Raw genomic sequence first — 16,559 nt, forward strand, 5'->3', positions numbered from 1 at the left:
CGGGCGTGCCCTGTGGAAGCTGCCCGGTCGACTCCGGGCCGCCGGATAGATTCCCTCCCAACGTTGGAACGAGAAGACGACACGGGCGGTCTGCGAGCAACGCGGAAGGTCAAGGCCGATGGCGGGACTTGGAGGCGGAGCCACCGCCCTCCCGTGTCCGTACCATCGGCCTCGTGATCACCGCGCTGCTCGCCAGCTCCGCCTGCCGTTCGTCATGCCCTCGACCGGCCCGGCGGCTCCGGATCACTTCAACCAGCCGATCTTGGTGATGTCGGAGTTGGCGAGGCTGCTGGCCCCTTCGTTGGCCAGGTCCTTGCGGACGGCCAGGATGCTGGGCCGCTGGTAGATCTCGATGGTGTGCCCGAGCTCCCAGATCTTGGCGTCGGCCTCGTTGTAGAGCTTGTCGGCCTCGGCCTTGTCCAGGGTGGCGGCGGCCTTCTTCAGCAGCGAGTCGATCTCGGGGGTGCTGAGCTTGGAGTAGTTGCCGAACACGTTGTCGCCCTCGGGCGCCCGGAAGTTGGTGACACCCTGGGAGAGCGGGAAGGAGTCGGTGTTCCGCCAGCTGGCCAGGTCGAACTTGCCCTGGTCGACGTACTTGGCGAAGTACTCCTTGCTGGACACCTTGTCGATGTCCATCTTGATCCCCACCTGCTGCAGCATGTTCTGCACCGCGGAGACCATGTCCGACTGCTGCTGGGTGCTGCCGTCGCTGACCACGAAGTGCAGCTCCAGCGACTGGCCGTCCTTGGTGCGCGGCGCTCCGGCCGCGCCCTCCTTCCAACCCGCCTTGTCCAGCAGCTGCTTGGCGACGTCCGGCGAGTACGCGGCCCAGTCGCCCGAGTTGTTCCGGTAGCCGGCCTGGTTGAGCATGTAGAGGTGGTTGTCCAGTTTCTTGAACTGGATCGGCATGCCCTGGTTGACCACCTTGATCAGCGCGTCGCGGTCGATCGCCCGGCCGATCGCCTGACGGACCGTCTGGTCGGCCAGCGCGCCGTTGCCGCCGAAGGAGATGTGCACCTCGTCCCACGGGGTGCCGGTGCTGATCCGGGTGCCCTTGGCGTCCTTGAGCTGGTTGTACGCGGTCGAGGTGCTCGCCGGGGCCTCGTCGATCTCGTTGTTGAGGTAGGCCTGGGTCATCGCGGGGTAGTCCATCGCCCGATAGGTGATCTTGTCCAGCTTGGCCGGGGTGCCCCACCAGTCGGGGTTGCGCACCAGGGTGACGGTCTGGGCGCTCTTGTCGATGCTGCCGATCTTCATCGGCCCGCCGAACACGGCGACCTTCTCGACCGAGCCGGTGTTGAACACGTCCGCGGTGGCCAGCATGGAGGCCGGCACCAGCGGGTTGAACAGGTTCTGCCAGTCCGCGTACGGGGTGCTGAAGGTGACCTTGACCTCCTGGTCGTCCGCACCCCTCTCCACACCGGAGATCTGGTCGTAGCCGGAGGAGTCCGCGATGTTGTAGCCCTGGGCCTTGCCGTTGGTGGACTGCCAGACCGCCTTGAAGTCCTGGTAGGAGATCGGCTTTCCGTCGGACCACTTGGCCTTGGGGTTGATCTTGTACGTCACCACCTGCGGTGAGGTGGAGGTGAGTTCGGCCGAGGCCAGGTACTCCGGCACCGGGTGGAAGACGCCCTTGGCGTCGGTGCGGAAGATCTTCGCCTCGACGTAGCCCATGATGTCGACCGCGTCGCCGTAGCGGCCGTCCACCTGGTACGGGTTCCACTGGGTGATCCACTGCGGCAGGGCCACCCGCAGCTCGCCACCGTCCTTGATCTTGTCCAGCGGCTGGGCGTTGATGTCGTCGGCGTCCTGGACGGGGGCGACCGTCTTGGCCACATCACCGGTGGAGCCCGAGCCACCGGAGCTGCAGCCGGTGACGGTCAGCGCCAGGGCGATCGCGGCGACGGCGGCCCGACCGAGGCCGCGGGCAGTGGTGGATGCGTCCATGAGGGGCTCCCCCGGAGAGTCTTCGAATGATTGGGCGCGGCCGGGCATGGCAAGCCTTGAAGGTGAGCAGCCAACTCGGGCGTCCAGTGAGGAGGAACGTAACAGGCGATCAACTCGGCCACCAGAGGCGCGCGTTGGCGACTGATCGAATCGCAACGGGCCGAAACACTGCCGCAATACTCCGTAAGCACCGGCCTGCAAGACTCTGACCTGCGACTTCCCCCGCCGGGGCGAAGCCGCGGGCGCCGCACCCCCTGGACGACCGACCGCATCTGTCGTACAACTGCTGCGCGAACGTGCGTCAAGTACCCGCTCACCGAAGGCCATTGATCATGTCCAGCAGGCTCCCGAACAGCTCCCCCGGTGGTGGGCGGTGATCCGCTACCTGGTCAAGCGCCTGGGGTACTACGTCGTCCTGCTGGTCGTCGCGGTCTTCCTGGCGTACGCGCTCTCCAGCACCGCGCTCGGCCCCAGGGCGTACTTCGAGGCCAAGCAGCCCCGCCCGTCCACCGCCTCGGTGGACCGGCAGTTGACGGAGCTGAACATCAACGACCACACCCCGGTGGTGGAACGTTTCAGCACCTGGGCGGGCGATCTGGTGCTGCGCGCCGACCTCGGCCGGACCATCCACAACACCTCGGTCAACGCCGAGTTCGGGCGCCGGATCCTGGTGTCGCTGCGGCTGCTGCTGATCGGCAGCCTGCTCGGGATGCTGCTCGGCGTGGCGGGCGGCGCCTGGAGCGCGATCCGCCAGTACCGGATCTCCGACCGGGCACTGACCCTGTTCTCCTTCGTGCTGCTCTCCACCCCGGTCTTCCTGGTGGCCCTGCTGCTGAAGAACGGCGCCATCGCCGCCAAGGACGCACTCGGCCACGAGGTCGTCCCGTTCACCGGGTACGAGACCCCCGGGCTGGCCGGCGGGATCGGGGCCCATCTCGGCGACTGGGCGCTGCACCTGCTGCTACCCACGCTCTCGCTGGCCCTCGGCGGGCTGGCGATGTACAGCCGCTACCAGCGCGGCACCATGCTCGACGTGCTCGGCTCCGACTACCTGCGCACCGCCGAGGCCAAGGGCCTGACCCGCAGCCGGGCACTGCTCAAGCACGGGCTGCGCACCGCGATCATCCCGATGTCGACCATGTTCGCCTACAGCTTCCTGGGCATCTTCACCGGCGCGACCTTCACCGAGACCATCTTCGGCTGGCACGGCATGGGCGAGTGGTTCATCCAGGCGATCAACGAGCAGGACGTCAACTCGGTGGTCGCGGTCAACCTGTTCGCCGCCGTGGTGGTGCTGGCCTCGGGCTTCCTCGCGGACCTGCTGCACGCCGCGCTCGACCCGCGCGTACGGCCCTGAGGAGCCGATCGACATGACCGCCGTCTTCGCCGACAACCCTCCCCTCCAGGTACCCGAGGAGGCCGCTCCCGCCGGCCGGCTCAGACTCGTCCTGGGCCGGATGCTGGCCGCACGCGGGGTGCTGGTCGGCTGCGCCATCGTGCTGCTGCTCTTCCTGCTCGCCTTCGGCGGCCCGTACCTGACGCCCTGGAACTACGCCACCCCCGACTACCTGGCGATCCGCCAACCGCCGTCCGGACAGCACTGGTTCGGCACCAACGGCCTCGGCCAGGACGTCTTCGCGCAGACCGTGCGCGGCCTGCAGAAGTCACTGATCATCGGCCTGCTGGTGGCGCTCTGCTCCACCGGGCTGGCCTCGCTGGTCGGCGCCTGCGCCGGCTACTTCGGCGGCTGGACCGACCGCGCGCTCACCTTCGTGGTCGACCTGATGCTGGTCTTCCCCAGCTTCCTGATCATCACCATCGTCTCGCCAAAGCTTCGCGGAGCCGGCTGGATCGCCTTCGTCGCGCTGCTGGCCGCCTTCAACTGGATGATCACCGCCCGGGTGGTCCGCTCGATGACCCGCTCGCTGGGCGAGCGGGAGTTCGTCCGGGCGGCCCAGTTCATGGGGGTCAAGCCGCTGCGGATCATCCTGCGGCACATCCTGCCGAACGTCGCCTCCTTCCTGATCACCGACGCCACCATCGCGGTCGGCGGCGCAGTGATGAGCGAGACCGCGCTCTCCTACTTCGGCTTCGGCGTCCGCGCCCCGGACGTCTCGCTCGGCACCCTGCTCGCCGCCGGAACCGACCAGGCACCCGTCTACCCCTGGCTGTTCTACTTCGCCGCCGGGCTGCTGGTGCTCTTCGTCCTGGCGATCAACCTGATCGGGGACGGGCTGCGCGATGCCCTGGACCCGACCTCGGAAGGGGCCCGCGAGCCCCGCAAGTCCCGTCGCACCCCCCGGAGCAGCAAGTGAAGGCGGCCGTGGAAACGGACCTGCTGACGGTCGACGGCCTGACCGTCGAGTTCAACGGCACCCCAGCGGTACGCGGGGTGGACCTGCGGCTGCGGCGCGGCGAGACCCTCGGCATCGTCGGCGAGTCCGGGTCCGGCAAGTCCGTCACCTCGCTGGCGGTCCTCGGCCTGCTGCCGTCCACCGCGACCGTCGGCGGCTCGGTCCGGCTGGACGGGCGCGAGCTGGTCGGCCTGCCCGCCAGGGAACTGGCCGCGATCCGGGGCCGCCGGGTGGCCATGGTCTTCCAGGACCCGCTCTCCGCCTTCACCCCGGTCTACCGGATCGGCGACCAGATCGTCGAAGCCCTGCGCATCCACCAGGACCTGGACAAGCCGACGGCCCGCGGACGGGCCGCCGAACTGCTCGACCTGGTCGGCATCCCCTCCCCCGACCGCGCGCTGGACAGCTTTCCGCACGAGTTCTCCGGCGGCATGCGCCAACGCGCGATGATCGCGATGGCGATCGCCAACGACCCCGACGTCCTGCTCGCCGACGAGCCCACCACCGCCCTGGACGTCACCATCCAGGCCCAGGTGCTCGACGTGCTGCGCACCGCGCAGCGCGAGACCGGCGCAGCACTGGTCCTGGTCAGCCACGACCTCGGCGTGATCGCCGGGATGGCCGACCGGGTCGCGGTGATGTACGCCGGGCGCGTGGTCGAAACGGCAGGCGTGGACGAGTTGTTCGCCCGCCCCAGGCACCCGTACACGCTCGGACTGATCGGCGCGGTGCCCCGGCTGGACGGCGGCGGCGGCCCGCTGGTCCCGATCCCCGGCAGCCCGCCCTCGCTCGCCGCCCTGCCGCCCGGCTGCCCGTTCGCGGCCCGCTGCCCGCTCGCCGAGGACCGCTGCCGCGCCACCGAACCACCGCTGACCGGCGCCGACGGCCACCTCGCGGCCTGCGTCAAGGCCGCGGAGCTGGCCGAACGCGCCCCCGCACCGAGCGAGGTCTACCCTGTGCCGGAGCTGCCGGCCGGACCGGCGGACCAGACGGCCCGGGACGAACGCGAGCCGGTCCTGCGGGTGACCGGACTCGCCAAGACCTTCCCGGTACTGGGGGGCAGCGTCTTCAAGCGGAAGGTCGGCGAGGTCTACGCCGTGGACGGCGTCGAGCTGGACATCCGGCGCGGCGAGACCCTGGGCCTGGTCGGCGAGTCCGGATCGGGCAAGTCCACCACGCTCTTCGAACTGCTGCGCCTGGCCAGGCCGGAGGCCGGCACCATCGAACTCCTCGGCCAGGACACCGCACGGCTCGACCGCGCGGCCGCGCACCGGCTGCGCTCCGACATCCAGATCGTCTTCCAGGACCCGATGGCCAGCCTGGACCCGCGGATGCCGGTCTCCGACATCGTCGCCGAGCCGCTGCTGGCCCAGAGGGCCTCCCGCGAACTGATCGGACGGCGGGTGCCCGAACTGCTCCGCCAGGTCGGACTGGAGCCGGCGCACGCCACCCGCTACCCGCACCAGTTCTCCGGTGGGCAGCGGCAGCGGATCTCCATCGCCCGGGCGCTCGCGGTCCGGCCGCAGCTGCTGGTGCTGGACGAACCGGTGTCGGCGCTGGACGTGTCGGTGCAGGCCGGCGTGCTCAACCTGCTCCAGCGGCTCAAGGCAGAGCTGCAACTCGCCTACCTCTTCGTCTCGCACGACCTGTCGGTGATCCGGCACCTCTCCGACCGGGTCAGCGTGATGTACCTCGGGCGGACGGTGGAGTCCGGCGCGGCCCGGGAGGTCTTCGAGCGGCCCCGGCATCCGTACACCCGGGCCCTGCTCTCGGCCGTCCCGCTGCCCGACCCCGCCGCCGAACGCGGTCGTGAGCGCATCCTGTTGGCCGGCGACCCGCCCTCTCCCACCGAGCGGCACGCCGGCTGCCCCTTCCGGGCGCGCTGCCCCGTCTACGCCGCCGTCCCGGCTGACCGCCGCGGGCGCTGCGAGACCGAGCCCCCCGCTCTCGCGACCGCCGCCGGGGGCCGGGACCACGCCGCCGCCTGCCACTTCCCGGACATCTGACGTTCGACCGGCCGTGATCGGCCGATCACGATTCGGAGATTCGGGCGAAGTCGCGTAGAGTCTTCCACGTCAGCAGGCGCCGCTAGCTCAGTTGGTTAGAGCAGCTGACTCTTAATCAGCGGGTCCGGGGTTCGAGTCCCTGGCGGCGCACAGACAGCCCGAGGGCCTCCCCGTTTCGACGGGGAGGCCCTCGGGCGTTTCGGCGTTCCGATCACGCCTCCGCGCGCCGGCCCATCGCTTCACCCTTCTGGGTCGACCCGCGGTTCGGCTCCCCCTCCGGCCTTCCTCGCCCCGGCCGACCAGGATGACGGTGAGCCGCGCCACATTCGGACGCCCGAACCCGGGACAGCCGGACCGATAGCCGTCCCAATCAGGGACAAGCCGGACATTCGCCGCCATGTGCCCGAGCGGACCGATTCGGAACGCCCGCACGAGACGTGTATTGTTTTCCCTGTCAGCAGGCGCCGCTAGCTCAGTTGGTTAGAGCAGCTGACTCTTAATCAGCGGGTCCGGGGTTCGAGTCCCTGGCGGCGCACAGACAAGCCTCAGGGCCTCCTCACTACGGTGAGGAGGCCCTGAGGCTTTTCCGTTCCTCCCGCCGCCCCGGAAACCCCGGTTACAGGATCGTGAAACAAAACAGGACAAAGGTCCCTAACGGCACACATCGGCATCAGGCAGGCTGAATCGGTCTGCCGTCCGTCCCAGATCGTGTGAGCAACCGTCACCGGGCTCGCCGGAAAGGCGCCACGTTGCCGCGCATATCGCCCACCGGCCTCCGCCCGCTTCCGCTCGCCCGTCGCACCGGCCGCCTGCCCCGGCGCCCCCGCCGGACCGGATGGCGCCGGCTGGTACCCACCTGGCGGCTGACCCTGCTCGGCCTGGTGACCTCCCTCCTGCTCGGGGTGGGCCTGTTCGCGCTCGGCATGATCGTGGTCAAGGTCCCGGACGCGCACGCCGCCGCGACCGCGCAGAGCAACACCTGGGTCTACCAGGACGGCACCCCGATCGCCCGCACCGGCCAGACCAACCGCCAGAACGTCGGCCTCGACAAGGTCTCCCCCGCCGCCCAGCACGCCGCCCTCGCCGCCGAGGACCGGAACTTCTACCACGAGGGCGCGGTCAACCTGAAGGGCCTGACCAGGGCCGCGTTCAACACCGCCACCGGCAGCACCACCCAGGGCGGGTCGACGATCACCCAGCAGTACGTCAAGAACACCTACCTGACCCAGAAGCAGACCATCAGCCGCAAGGTGAAGGAGCTCTTCATCTCGCTCAAGGTGGACGCCACCCAGAGCAAGGACGAGATCCTCGCCGGGTACCTCAACACCTCGTACTACGGCCGGGGCGCCTACGGCATCCAGGCCGCGGCCCAGGCGTACTTCGGCGTCGACGCCGGCCGGCTCGACGCGGCCCAGGGCGCGTACCTCGCCACCCTGCTGAACGCGCCGAGCGCGTACGACGTCTCGACCGCGACGCCCAAGGGCAAGCAGGCCGCCATCGACCGCTGGAACTACGTGCTGGACGGCATGGTCCAGCAGAACTGGCTCACCGCCGACCAGCGCGCCGCCGTCACCTTCCCCCAGGTGCGGGAGCCGAAGAGCGCTCCCGGTCTCTCCGGCCAGGCCGGGTACCTGGTCGGCGCGGCCACCGACTACCTGACCTCGCACGGCATCGTCACCGACGCCGAACTCGCCCGGGGCGGCTACACCATCACCCTGACCGTCGACGCCGAGCGCGAGCAGGACCTGCAGGACGCCGTCCAGCAGCAGCTCACCGACAACCTCTCCCCCGACAGGCGGAAGAAGGACGCGGACGCCCAGGCCGGTGCCGCCTCGGTGGACCCGAAGACCGGCGCGGTGGTGGCGCTGTACGGCGGCAGCGACGCCACCAGGCACTGGGTGGACAACGCCACCCGGCAGGACTACCAGGCCGGTTCGACCTTCAAGGCGATCGCGCTGGCCGCCGCCCTGGACAGCGGCGCCCGCACCCAGAACGGCGTCCGGATCAGCCCGGACACGCTCTACGACGGCACCAGCGGCCGCCCGGTGGCAGGCGGAACCGGCACGCCGTACGCCCCGCCGAACGAGGGCGGCACGGACTACGGCCGGATCACCCTGCAGCAGGCCACCGACTGGTCGGTGAACTCGGTCTTCGCCCAGCTCGCCCAGGACACCGGGCTGGAGAAGGTCCGGCAGACCGCCGTCGCGCTGGGGCTGCCCGCCGACACCCCCGGGCTGGCGGCCCACCCGTCGATCCCGCTCGGCACCGCCACGCCCAGCGTGCTCGACATGGCCGGCGTGTACGCCACCCTGGACAACGACGGCCAGCAGATCACCCCCTGGATCGTGAAGTCACTCGAACACGAGGGCGAGCAGGTCAAGCTGCCCGCGCCCGAGACGGCCCAGGCGGTCGGCAAGCAGACCGCGCAGGCGGTCACCACGATGCTGCAGGGCGTGGTGAGCGACCCGGGCGGCACCGGCTACCGCGCCCAGGCGCTCGGCCGACCGGTGGCGGGCAAGACCGGTACCACCGACAACTCCAGGTCGGTCTGGTTCGTCGGCTACACGCCCGAACTCGTCACCTCCGTCGCCCTGTTCGGCCAGGACCCCGCCACCGGCGCCCAAGTCACCCTGGACGGGGTCGGCGGCGTCTCGGCCGCGGCCGGCGGCAAGTTCCCGACCCAGGTGTGGACCGCCTACATGAAGTCCGCCCTGGCCGGGAAGCCGATCAGCGACTTCGACGGGTCCTCGGCGGACAACCCGCTGCTCTCCGGCCCCTCCGGCGACTCGGCCGCCACGGCGACGCCGTCGGGCGGCACCGCCCCGGGGACGCCCTCGCCCTCCGCGACCGTGCCCTCGGCCACCGCCTCCCCCACCGCGACCCCGACCGGCCCGGGCGGCGACGGCACTCCCTCCACGGACTCGTCGCCGACCTCCCGGCCGACGGCCACCCGGCCCGCGCCGACCCGCACGGCGACTCCCGGGCCGAACCCGACGACCCAGCCGACCACCGCGCCCACCCAGCCGGCGCCGGGCTCGACCGGACAGCCGGGCGGCCGGGCGCAGAGCGCCGGATAGCCCCGGGCGACGGCCCCTGAACCGGCAAGCGACAACCGGTACAGGAACCACCCGAGAGCAGGACCAAAAGGCGAGATGGCACCTTACAAAGGTCGCCACGAGCTGACACAATGCCCCGGTGTACAGCTCTACGTCCGCCGGCGGTGCCACAGCCAGAAGGCTCGGGCTCCCGCTCGCACTGGTCTCCGCGCTCTCCTTCGGCGGCTCCGGCACGGCCGCCAAGCCGCTGATCGAGGCGGGCCTGTCACCGGTGCACGTGGTCTGGCTCCGGGTCACCGGCGCCGCACTCGTCCTGCTCCCGCTCGCCTACCGGCACCGGCGCTCCCTCCGGGAGCGCCCCGGCCTGCTGGTGGGCTTCGGCCTGCTCGCCGTGGCCGGCGTGCAGGCGTGCTACTTCGCCGCGATATCCCGGATCCCGGTCGGGGTGGCCCTGCTGATCGAGTACCTGGGGCCGCTGCTGCTGCTCGGGTACGTCAAGTACGTCCAGCGCCGGCCGGTCACCCGGGCCGCCATGATCGGTGCCGGAGTCGCGGTGGCCGGCCTGGCCTGCGTGGTGCAGGTCTGGAACGGCCTGGCCTTCGACGCGCTCGGCGTGCTGTTCGGCCTGGCCGCGGCCTGCTGCCAGGTCGGCTACTTCGTGCTCGCGGACGCCGGCCGCGAGGGCGACCGCCCGGTCGACCCGATGGCGGTCAGCGCGTACGGACTGCTGATCGGCGCCATCGTGCTGACCGCGGTCACCCGGCCCTGGGAGGCCGACTGGGGCGTCCTGGGCGGACGGGTGGTCATGAACGGGTTCAGCCTGCCCGCCCTGCTGCCCGCGGCCTGGATGATCCTGGTCGCGACCGTGATCGCCTACCTGACCGGGGTCGCCTCGGTGCAGCACCTGTCCCCGCCGGTCGCCGGGGTGGTGGCCAATCTGGAGGCCGTGGTCGCGACGGTGGCCGCGTGGGTGCTGCTCGGCGAGCGGCTCGGCACCCCGCAGCTGGTGGGCGGGCTGCTGGTACTGGTCGGCGCCTTCGCCGCGCAGACCAGCAAGCCGGCCTCTCTGGAGACCGCCGAGGCCGTCGAGGCCGTCGAGGCCGACAGCCCCGCCGTCGCTCCGGCCGGGGACCGCACGGGCGAGACGGCGGCATTCGGCGGCGCCCCGCTGGTGTCAGCGTCAGTTGCCGGTCCAGCCGAACCAGTCGGCGTGGCCGAGCGGCCAGATCACCGCTGACGCCGGGCCGACCACGTCGGCCACCGGCACCGCACCGCCGCCCGGCCCCTCCTGGTGGTACCGGGAGTCGGAGGAGTCGCTGCGGTGGTCGCCCTCGACCCAGACGTAGCCGCTGGGCACCGTCACCGGACCGAAGTCCAGCCCCTCACAGGAGTCGTTGCCGGGGTGCAGGTAGGGCTCCGACACCGGCCTGCCGTCCACCCGCAGCGTCGAGCCGTTGCACTGGACGGTCTGCCCGCCGGTCGCGATCACGCGCTTGACCAGGTACTTGTCGCCCTTGGGCGGCAGCAGGCCGACGAAGCTGAGAGCGTCCCCGACCGCGCCGGAGGTCAGGCCGGTGTCAGTGGTCTGCGCGGGCAGCCAGCCGCCCGGGTCCTTGAACACCACCGGCTCACCCGGCTTCGGTTTCCACCCGAAGAGGGACACCGCCTTGTTGACGGCCACCCGGTCGCCGATCCGCAGCGTGTTCTCCATCGAACCCGAAGGGATGGTGAACACCTGGAACAGGCAGGTCTTCACCAGCAGCGCCACCAGCAGGCCCACCACCACCATCACCGGCAGCTCCACCCACCACGGCCAGCGCCGGCGCGGCGGGCGGGTACGGCGCACCGGGCGGAGCCGACGGCCCTCCTCGGCGGACCGGCCGTCCTGCGGGGCAGCAGCGGCCGCCTGTGCTCCCGCGCTCACCGGCCGGACCGCCCGCAAGCCGACCGCGATCGCACCGGCGGCACACCGCCGCCGCGCGCACGGCACCGCGCGTCCTCGCGCCCGTGCCGCCGCCCGGTACTCCAGGCCTTGCTCTGCCGTGGTGTGCGTGCCACCGCCGGACCACCTCCAGGGGAGTGGGGGAAGACAGCACGCTAACGCCGTCCGGGAAGCGGCGGGAAATCAGGCCTTTAGCCGGCGCTCACGCGGCCGGCCCTGGACGGGCCCGCGGCCCTCCCGGCCGGACCCGTCCGACCGGCCCTGCAGGGCTCAGGCGCGGGCGATCGCCTCGTGGTGGCGGATGACCTCGGCGATGATGAAGTTCAGGAACTTCTCGGCGAACACCGGGTCCAGGTGGGCGCCCGCCGCCAGGGCGCGCAGCCGGGTGATCTGGTCCCGCTCACGCTCCGGGTCGGCTGGCGGAAGCTTGTGCTCGGCCTTGAGCCGCCCGACCCGCTGGGTCGCCTTGAACCGCTCGGCCAGCATGTGGACCACGGCCGCGTCGATGTTGTCGATGCTCTCGCGCAGACTGGTCAGTTCCGCCCGCACGGCCTCGTCGATCGCTTCGAGGGACGCGGCGGCAGAGTTCGCGGGCTGGGTGGGCTGATCAGTCATCGGGGCGGCTCCGGAGGCTGGCTGCGTGAACGGCGCCCGGGCGGCCCACGTTCCTGCTGGACCTCCCCGAGCCTTCGCAAATCTAACAGGAGAGGACTGGCCCATCCGTGGTATTCCGGACATCCGTCCACCATCCGGACAGCACGCCGCGCTCCCTGTTGCCGGGCGGTCCGAGGACGCGCTCCGCTCCTTCGGCCCTGCGCCGCCCGCGGCCCCGTAGGCTTGACGGCGCACCACGCCGCACCACCACCGCACCGCACGGCCGGACGTGACGACCCAGCAGTTCCCCCAGCACAGGAGGTACCTGATCGTGGCAACCATCCGCACCGCACGCACCGCTTGGGAAGGCAACCTGCTCGACGGCAAGGGGCTGGTGACCCTCGCCTCCTCCGGCATCGGCGAGTACCCGGTCTCCTGGGCGTCCCGTGCGGAGCAGGCGAACGGCAAGACCAGCCCCGAGGAGCTCATCGCCGCCGCGCACTCCTCCTGCTTCTCGATGGCGCTCTCGCACGGCCTGACCGGCGCCGGTACGCCGCCCGTCAAGCTCGACACCCAGGCCGACGTGACCTTCCAGCCCGGCACCGGCATCACCGGCATCCACCTCACCGTGACCGGGCGCGTACCCGGGCTCGACGAGGCGGACTTCGTCAAGGCCGCCGAGGACGCCAAGGCCAACTGCCCGGTCAGCAAGGCCCTGGCCGGCACCACCATCACCCTGACCGCCAAGCTGGCGGGCTGACACCTCCTTTCCTTCCCTTCCGCGCGACAGCGCGTCAGGCGCCCCCGGTCCGCGTCCCGTGACGTGTCCCGGGGGCGCGGCACGTGTCCGAACGGGTGCCGCCGCCTGTTCCCGGGCCGGGGCGCGTCCGACGAATCACCCTGCCGGCGGTCGCCGCCGGATCCGTGCGCGGCCTATGATCAGCGGCAGTGCCCCGTTCTCCGCCGAGCGCCACAAGCAAGCGCTCTTGAACCGAGTTCCGGGGGCCTCGACAGTGCGGGATGCCGGCCACCGCGGGTGCGGAGAGCCGGCCGGAATCAGCGTCAGCAGCGGACGGGAGCAAGCCGTGCCGGGCCGGAACGAGGGGGCCGACGCATACCGCCAGCGCGTGCGGCACGCGGAACTGTGCCACCCCGCCCAGACCGCCACCGCCGAGGGCGCCGACACCAGGTACCAGCGGCACGAGGCCCACCGCCTCCCCACCCGCTCCGACGAGCAGTCGTGCGTATACTGCCCCACCTGCTCGGCCCCGCTGGGCGGCACCACGAGGGAGCTGCTCGCCGCCCTGCGGGCCAGCGAGTCCCGGTTCCGGGCCGCGTTCGCCGACGCCGGGATCGGCATGGCGCTGATCGACGCCGAGGACCGGATCATCGAGGCGAACCCCGCGTTCGCGGCGATGATCGGCCGCGAGCTGCCGGACCTCGTCCGCACCCACATCCACGACATCATCGACCCGGAGGAGACCGACCGTCAGCACTACCTGGAGCTGGTGCGCGGCGAACGCGACCGGCTGCGGGTGGAGAAGCGGCTCAAGCACCGCGACGGCCGGGCCGTGTGGAGCAATGTGACGATCTCACTGATCCGCGACGGATCGGGCCGCCCGCTCTACACGCTGGCCATGGTCGAGGACGTCACCGAGCAGCGCCTGCTCGGCGACCGCCTGGCGTACCAGGCCCTGCACGACCCGCTCACCAGGCTCCCGAACCGGACCCTGTTCTTCGAGCGCCTCAACGCCGCCTTCATGCCTGCCGGTGACGAGACGTCGACGGGCGCCCCGGCGGCCGGCGCCGAGACCGGAAAGCCGGCCGGGTCCGCACCGGTGACCCTCAGCACCGAGGCGCTCGCGCTCGGGGGCCCCGCCGCCGGGGCGGCCACCGCGACGGTGACCGTGCCCGCCGCCACGACGCCGGCGGCCACGCCGGGCGGCGGCCGCCCCACCCGCCGGGTCGGGCTGTGCTACGTGGACCTGGACGGCTTCGCGGCCATCAACGAGACCCTGGGGCACCACGTCGGCGACCAGCTGCTGGTCGCGGTCGCCGCCCGCCTGGAACGCGGCTTCTCCCGGGACAACGACAGCCTGGTGGCCCGGCTCGGCGGTGACGAGTTCGCCCTCCTGGTCGCCGACAGCTCCAGCAGTGAGCAGCTGACCAGGCTGGCCGGCGAACTGATCGCCGCGCTCGAGCAGCCCTTCGACATCGCCGGGCAGCAGCTGGTGGTCACCGCCAGTGTGGGCGTGGTGGAGCGGCCCGTGCAGGAGACCACCCCGGCCGACCTGCTGAAGGACGCCGACGCCACCCTGTACTGGTCCAAGGCGGACGGCCGGGCCAGGTGGACCCTCTACGACCCCGACCGCGGCGCCCACCAGCTCACCCGGCAGCGCCTGGCCACCGCGCTGCGCCCGGCCCTGGAGCGCGGCGAGTTCACCGTCGAGTACCAGCCCCTGGTCGGGCTGGCGGACGGTGCGGTGCACGGCGCGGAGGCGCTGGTCCGCTGGCGCCACCCCCGGTACGGGACGCTCTCGCCGGACCGGTTCATCCCGCTGGCCGAGGAGTCCGGCGCGATCGTGCCGCTGGGCAAGTGGGTGCTGGAGGAGTCCTGCCGGCAGGCCCGGCAGTGGATGGCGGAGTTCCCGGACACCGAGACCTTCGTGAGCGTCAATCTGGCGGCCCGCCAGATCTGGGACTCCGATGTGGTGGCCGATGTCGCCCAGGTGCTGGAGCACACCGGGCTGCCGCCCCGGCTGCTGCAGCTGGAGATCACCGAGAGCGCCGTGCTCGGGCCGGGGGGCCGCCCGGTGCAGGCGCTCCAGGCGCTGGCCGACATGGGCGTCCGGATCGCCATCGACGACTTCGGGACGGGCTACTCCAACCTCGCCTACCTCTCCCGGCTCCCGGTCCACGTGCTGAAGCTGGACGGCAGCTTCATCGAGGGCTTCCGCGACCCGGCCCCGGGCGGGCGCCCGGACAACCGGTTCCGGCGCGCCGACGCGGACGAGCAGATCGTCGGCGCGATGGTGCAGCTCGCCCACGCCCTCGGGCTGACGGTGACGGCGGAGGGCATCGAGAACGCCTCGCAGGCCGAACGGCTCCGCCTCACCGGCTGTGACACGGCCCAGGGCTGGTACTTCGCCAAGCCCGGTGAGGCGGAACGGGTCGCCGCCATGCTCCGCGCCAGGAAGGCCGGTTGAGCGTCCCGGCCGGGGCGGCGCCGATCAGCCGAGGCCGTATGCCTCCGCGATCAGGGCGTACGAGCGGATCCGGGCCTCGTGGCCGTGGATGTTCGAGGTGACCATGAGTTCGTCCGCGCCGGTCCGCTTGCGCAGGGCCTCCAGGCCGTCGGCCACCTCGCCGGGCGAGCCGAGGACGACGTTGCCGAGCCAGCTGTCGAGGAAGTCCGCCTCGGCCTGGCTGTAGGGGTGGGAGGCCGCCTGCTCGGGGGTCGGGACGAGACCCGGTGTGCCGCGCCGCAGCCGCAGCATGGCCAGCGCCCCCGACATCGCCAGGCGCCGGGCCTCGGCCGTGCTGTCGGCGGCCACCGCGCCGACGCCGATCAGCGCGTAGGGCTCGTCCAGTACGGCGGACGGCCGGAAGGTGGAGCGGTAGAGGTCCAGCGCGGGGACGGTGTTGGCGGCACTGAAGTGGTGGGCGAAGGCGAAGGGCAGGCCGAGCCGGCCCGCCAGCCGGGCGCTGAAGCCGGACGAGCCCAGCAGCCAGACCGGCGGGCGGGTCTGGCTCCTGGGCACCGCGGTCAGCCGCGCGTAGGGGTGGCCGTCCGGGAAGTCGCCGTCCAGGAAGTGGGTGAGCTCGGACAGCTGGCGGGGGAAGTCCTCGGGGTCCTCGGTGATGCCGCGGCGCAGCGCGCGGACCGTGGCCGGATCGGTGCCGGGGGCCCGGCCGAGGCCGAGGTCCACCCGGCCCGGGTGGAGGGCCTCCAGCAGGCCGAACTGCTCGGCGATGGCGAGCGGGGCGTGGTTGGGGAGCATGACACCGCCCGAGCCGAGCCGCAGCGTACGGGTGTGCGCGCCCAGGTGGGCGAGCAGGACGGCCGGTGTGGAGCTGGCGACCCCCGGCATGCCGTGGTGCTCGGCCACCCAGAAGCGGTGGTAGCCCAGGCTCTCGGCGGTGCGGGCGAGTTCGGTGGTGGCCGCCAGCGCCTCACCGGGTGTGTAGCCCTCCCCGACCGTCGCCAGGTCGAGGATGGACAGCGGTGCGGGTGCGGCGCCGCGGGCCACGCCGCGGATCAGGTCGGGGCGTGCTTGCCCGCCGCCTTGTGCCGCGCCGGTCGCCTGCTCGTCCTCGATGGCCATGCCTCGCTCCTCCTGCTCGACCTGATCGGCTGCGGGGCTCCGCTCCCGCCTGCGGGGTCAACCCGGGTGCGGCTCCGGCTGTTCCCGCGACCGTCCCGGCCACGGGAACCGCTTCTGTCGGCGCTGCGCCCGACTCGCGGGGGCGCGTGGCATGAGGCATCGTCAACATCCGTTCACCGCACCGCCTTCCCGTTGCTCCGGCGAACCTCGCCACCTCGAGGCGCGGAGCTCGGACCAGCCCCTCGGGCCGGAGGGCCGCGGGTCCAGATGGCGGCTTTTCGCCAACGCAGGAACTCGCCAGGCGAACGGGTCGCGCGAGCGGTCCGGGTTCGGGC

11 protein-coding genes and 2 tRNA genes are annotated in these 16,559 nt (G+C 71.9%); 9 read left to right on the forward strand and 4 right to left on the reverse strand.

Features of this window, described 5'->3' with window-relative positions; all coding sequences use genetic code 11:
- Window positions 1–243: 243 nt before the first annotated feature.
- On the reverse strand, window positions 244–1,947 hold the full coding sequence (locus ABD369_RS11570; protein ID WP_344636226.1) for an ABC transporter family substrate-binding protein: 1,704 nt from the start codon (window positions 1,945–1,947) through the stop codon (window positions 244–246).
- A 373-nt stretch (window positions 1,948–2,320) separates the two neighbouring features.
- On the opposite strand from ABD369_RS11570, the gene ABD369_RS11575 reads away from it, so the two are divergent.
- The 7 genes from ABD369_RS11575 (at window position 2,321) to ABD369_RS11605 (ending at window position 10,600) form a co-directional block, all read left to right on the forward strand.
- Window positions 2,321–3,304, forward strand: coding sequence for an ABC transporter permease (locus tag ABD369_RS11575; RefSeq protein ID WP_344636227.1), 984 nt, complete (start codon window positions 2,321–2,323; stop codon window positions 3,302–3,304).
- 13 nt (window positions 3,305–3,317) lie between these two features.
- Window positions 3,318–4,262 (forward strand): ABC transporter permease, encoded by a 945-nt coding sequence (locus ABD369_RS11580; RefSeq protein WP_344636228.1) that lies wholly within the window; start codon window positions 3,318–3,320, stop codon window positions 4,260–4,262.
- 8 nt (window positions 4,263–4,270) lie between these two features.
- Entirely contained in the window at window positions 4,271–6,307 is a 2,037-nt protein-coding gene (locus tag ABD369_RS11585) for an ABC transporter ATP-binding protein (protein ID WP_344636229.1), read from the forward strand.
- A 76-nt stretch (window positions 6,308–6,383) separates the two neighbouring features.
- A tRNA-Lys gene (locus ABD369_RS11590) sits at window positions 6,384–6,457 on the forward strand.
- 311 nt (window positions 6,458–6,768) lie between these two features.
- Window positions 6,769–6,842: transfer RNA gene (locus tag ABD369_RS11595), tRNA-Lys, on the forward strand.
- Window positions 6,843–7,056: 214 nt separating this feature from the next.
- Window positions 7,057–9,384, forward strand: a complete 2,328-nt coding sequence (locus ABD369_RS11600; protein WP_344636230.1) for a transglycosylase domain-containing protein — start codon at window positions 7,057–7,059, stop codon at window positions 9,382–9,384.
- Between the two features lie 118 nt (window positions 9,385–9,502).
- Entirely contained in the window at window positions 9,503–10,600 is a 1,098-nt protein-coding gene (locus ABD369_RS11605) for an EamA family transporter (protein ID WP_344636231.1), read from the forward strand.
- Here the strand turns inward: ABD369_RS11605 and lepB are convergent.
- Together lepB and ABD369_RS11615 are read right to left on the reverse strand one after the other, a co-directional pair.
- Window positions 10,544–11,287, reverse strand: coding sequence for a signal peptidase I (gene lepB / locus ABD369_RS11610; RefSeq protein ID WP_344636232.1), 744 nt, complete (start codon window positions 11,285–11,287; stop codon window positions 10,544–10,546). The two genes, ABD369_RS11605 and lepB, sit on opposite strands and share 57 nt — an antisense overlap.
- A 288-nt stretch (window positions 11,288–11,575) precedes the next feature.
- Window positions 11,576–11,920, reverse strand: coding sequence for a chorismate mutase (locus ABD369_RS11615; RefSeq protein ID WP_344636233.1), 345 nt, complete (start codon window positions 11,918–11,920; stop codon window positions 11,576–11,578).
- Between the two features lie 310 nt (window positions 11,921–12,230).
- On the opposite strand from ABD369_RS11615, the gene ABD369_RS11620 reads away from it, so the two are divergent.
- Window positions 12,231–12,659 (forward strand): OsmC family protein, encoded by a 429-nt coding sequence (locus tag ABD369_RS11620; RefSeq protein WP_344636234.1) that lies wholly within the window; start codon window positions 12,231–12,233, stop codon window positions 12,657–12,659.
- A gap of 367 nt (window positions 12,660–13,026) precedes the next feature.
- Window positions 13,027–15,105: a putative bifunctional diguanylate cyclase/phosphodiesterase gene (locus ABD369_RS11625; protein WP_344636235.1), complete on the forward strand. Its 2,079-nt coding sequence runs from the start codon at window positions 13,027–13,029 to the stop codon at window positions 15,103–15,105.
- Window positions 15,106–15,129: 24 nt separating this feature from the next.
- On the opposite strand, the gene ABD369_RS11630 is transcribed toward ABD369_RS11625, so the two are convergent.
- Entirely contained in the window at window positions 15,130–16,224 is a 1,095-nt protein-coding gene (locus ABD369_RS11630; RefSeq protein WP_344636236.1) for an LLM class flavin-dependent oxidoreductase, read from the reverse strand.
- Between the last annotated feature and the right edge of the window lie 335 nt (window positions 16,225–16,559).

Source organism: Kitasatospora cystarginea (assembly GCF_039533515.1).
GTDB classification, from domain to species: domain Bacteria; phylum Actinomycetota; class Actinomycetes; order Streptomycetales; family Streptomycetaceae; genus Kitasatospora; species Kitasatospora cystarginea.

Coding starts and splice junctions, on each gene's coding strand:
- ABD369_RS11615 (WP_344636233.1), bottom strand. CDS start 11,920: ATGACTGATCAGCCCACCCAGCCCGCGAACTCTGCCGCCGCGTCCCTC.
- ABD369_RS11570 (WP_344636226.1), bottom strand. CDS start 1,947: ATGGACGCATCCACCACTGCCCGCGGCCTCGGTCGGGCCGCCGTCGCC.
- ABD369_RS11630 (WP_344636236.1), bottom strand. CDS start 16,224: ATGGCCATCGAGGACGAGCAGGCGACCGGCGCGGCACAAGGCGGCGGG.
- ABD369_RS11580 (WP_344636228.1), top strand. CDS start 3,318: ATGACCGCCGTCTTCGCCGACAACCCTCCCCTCCAGGTACCCGAGGAG.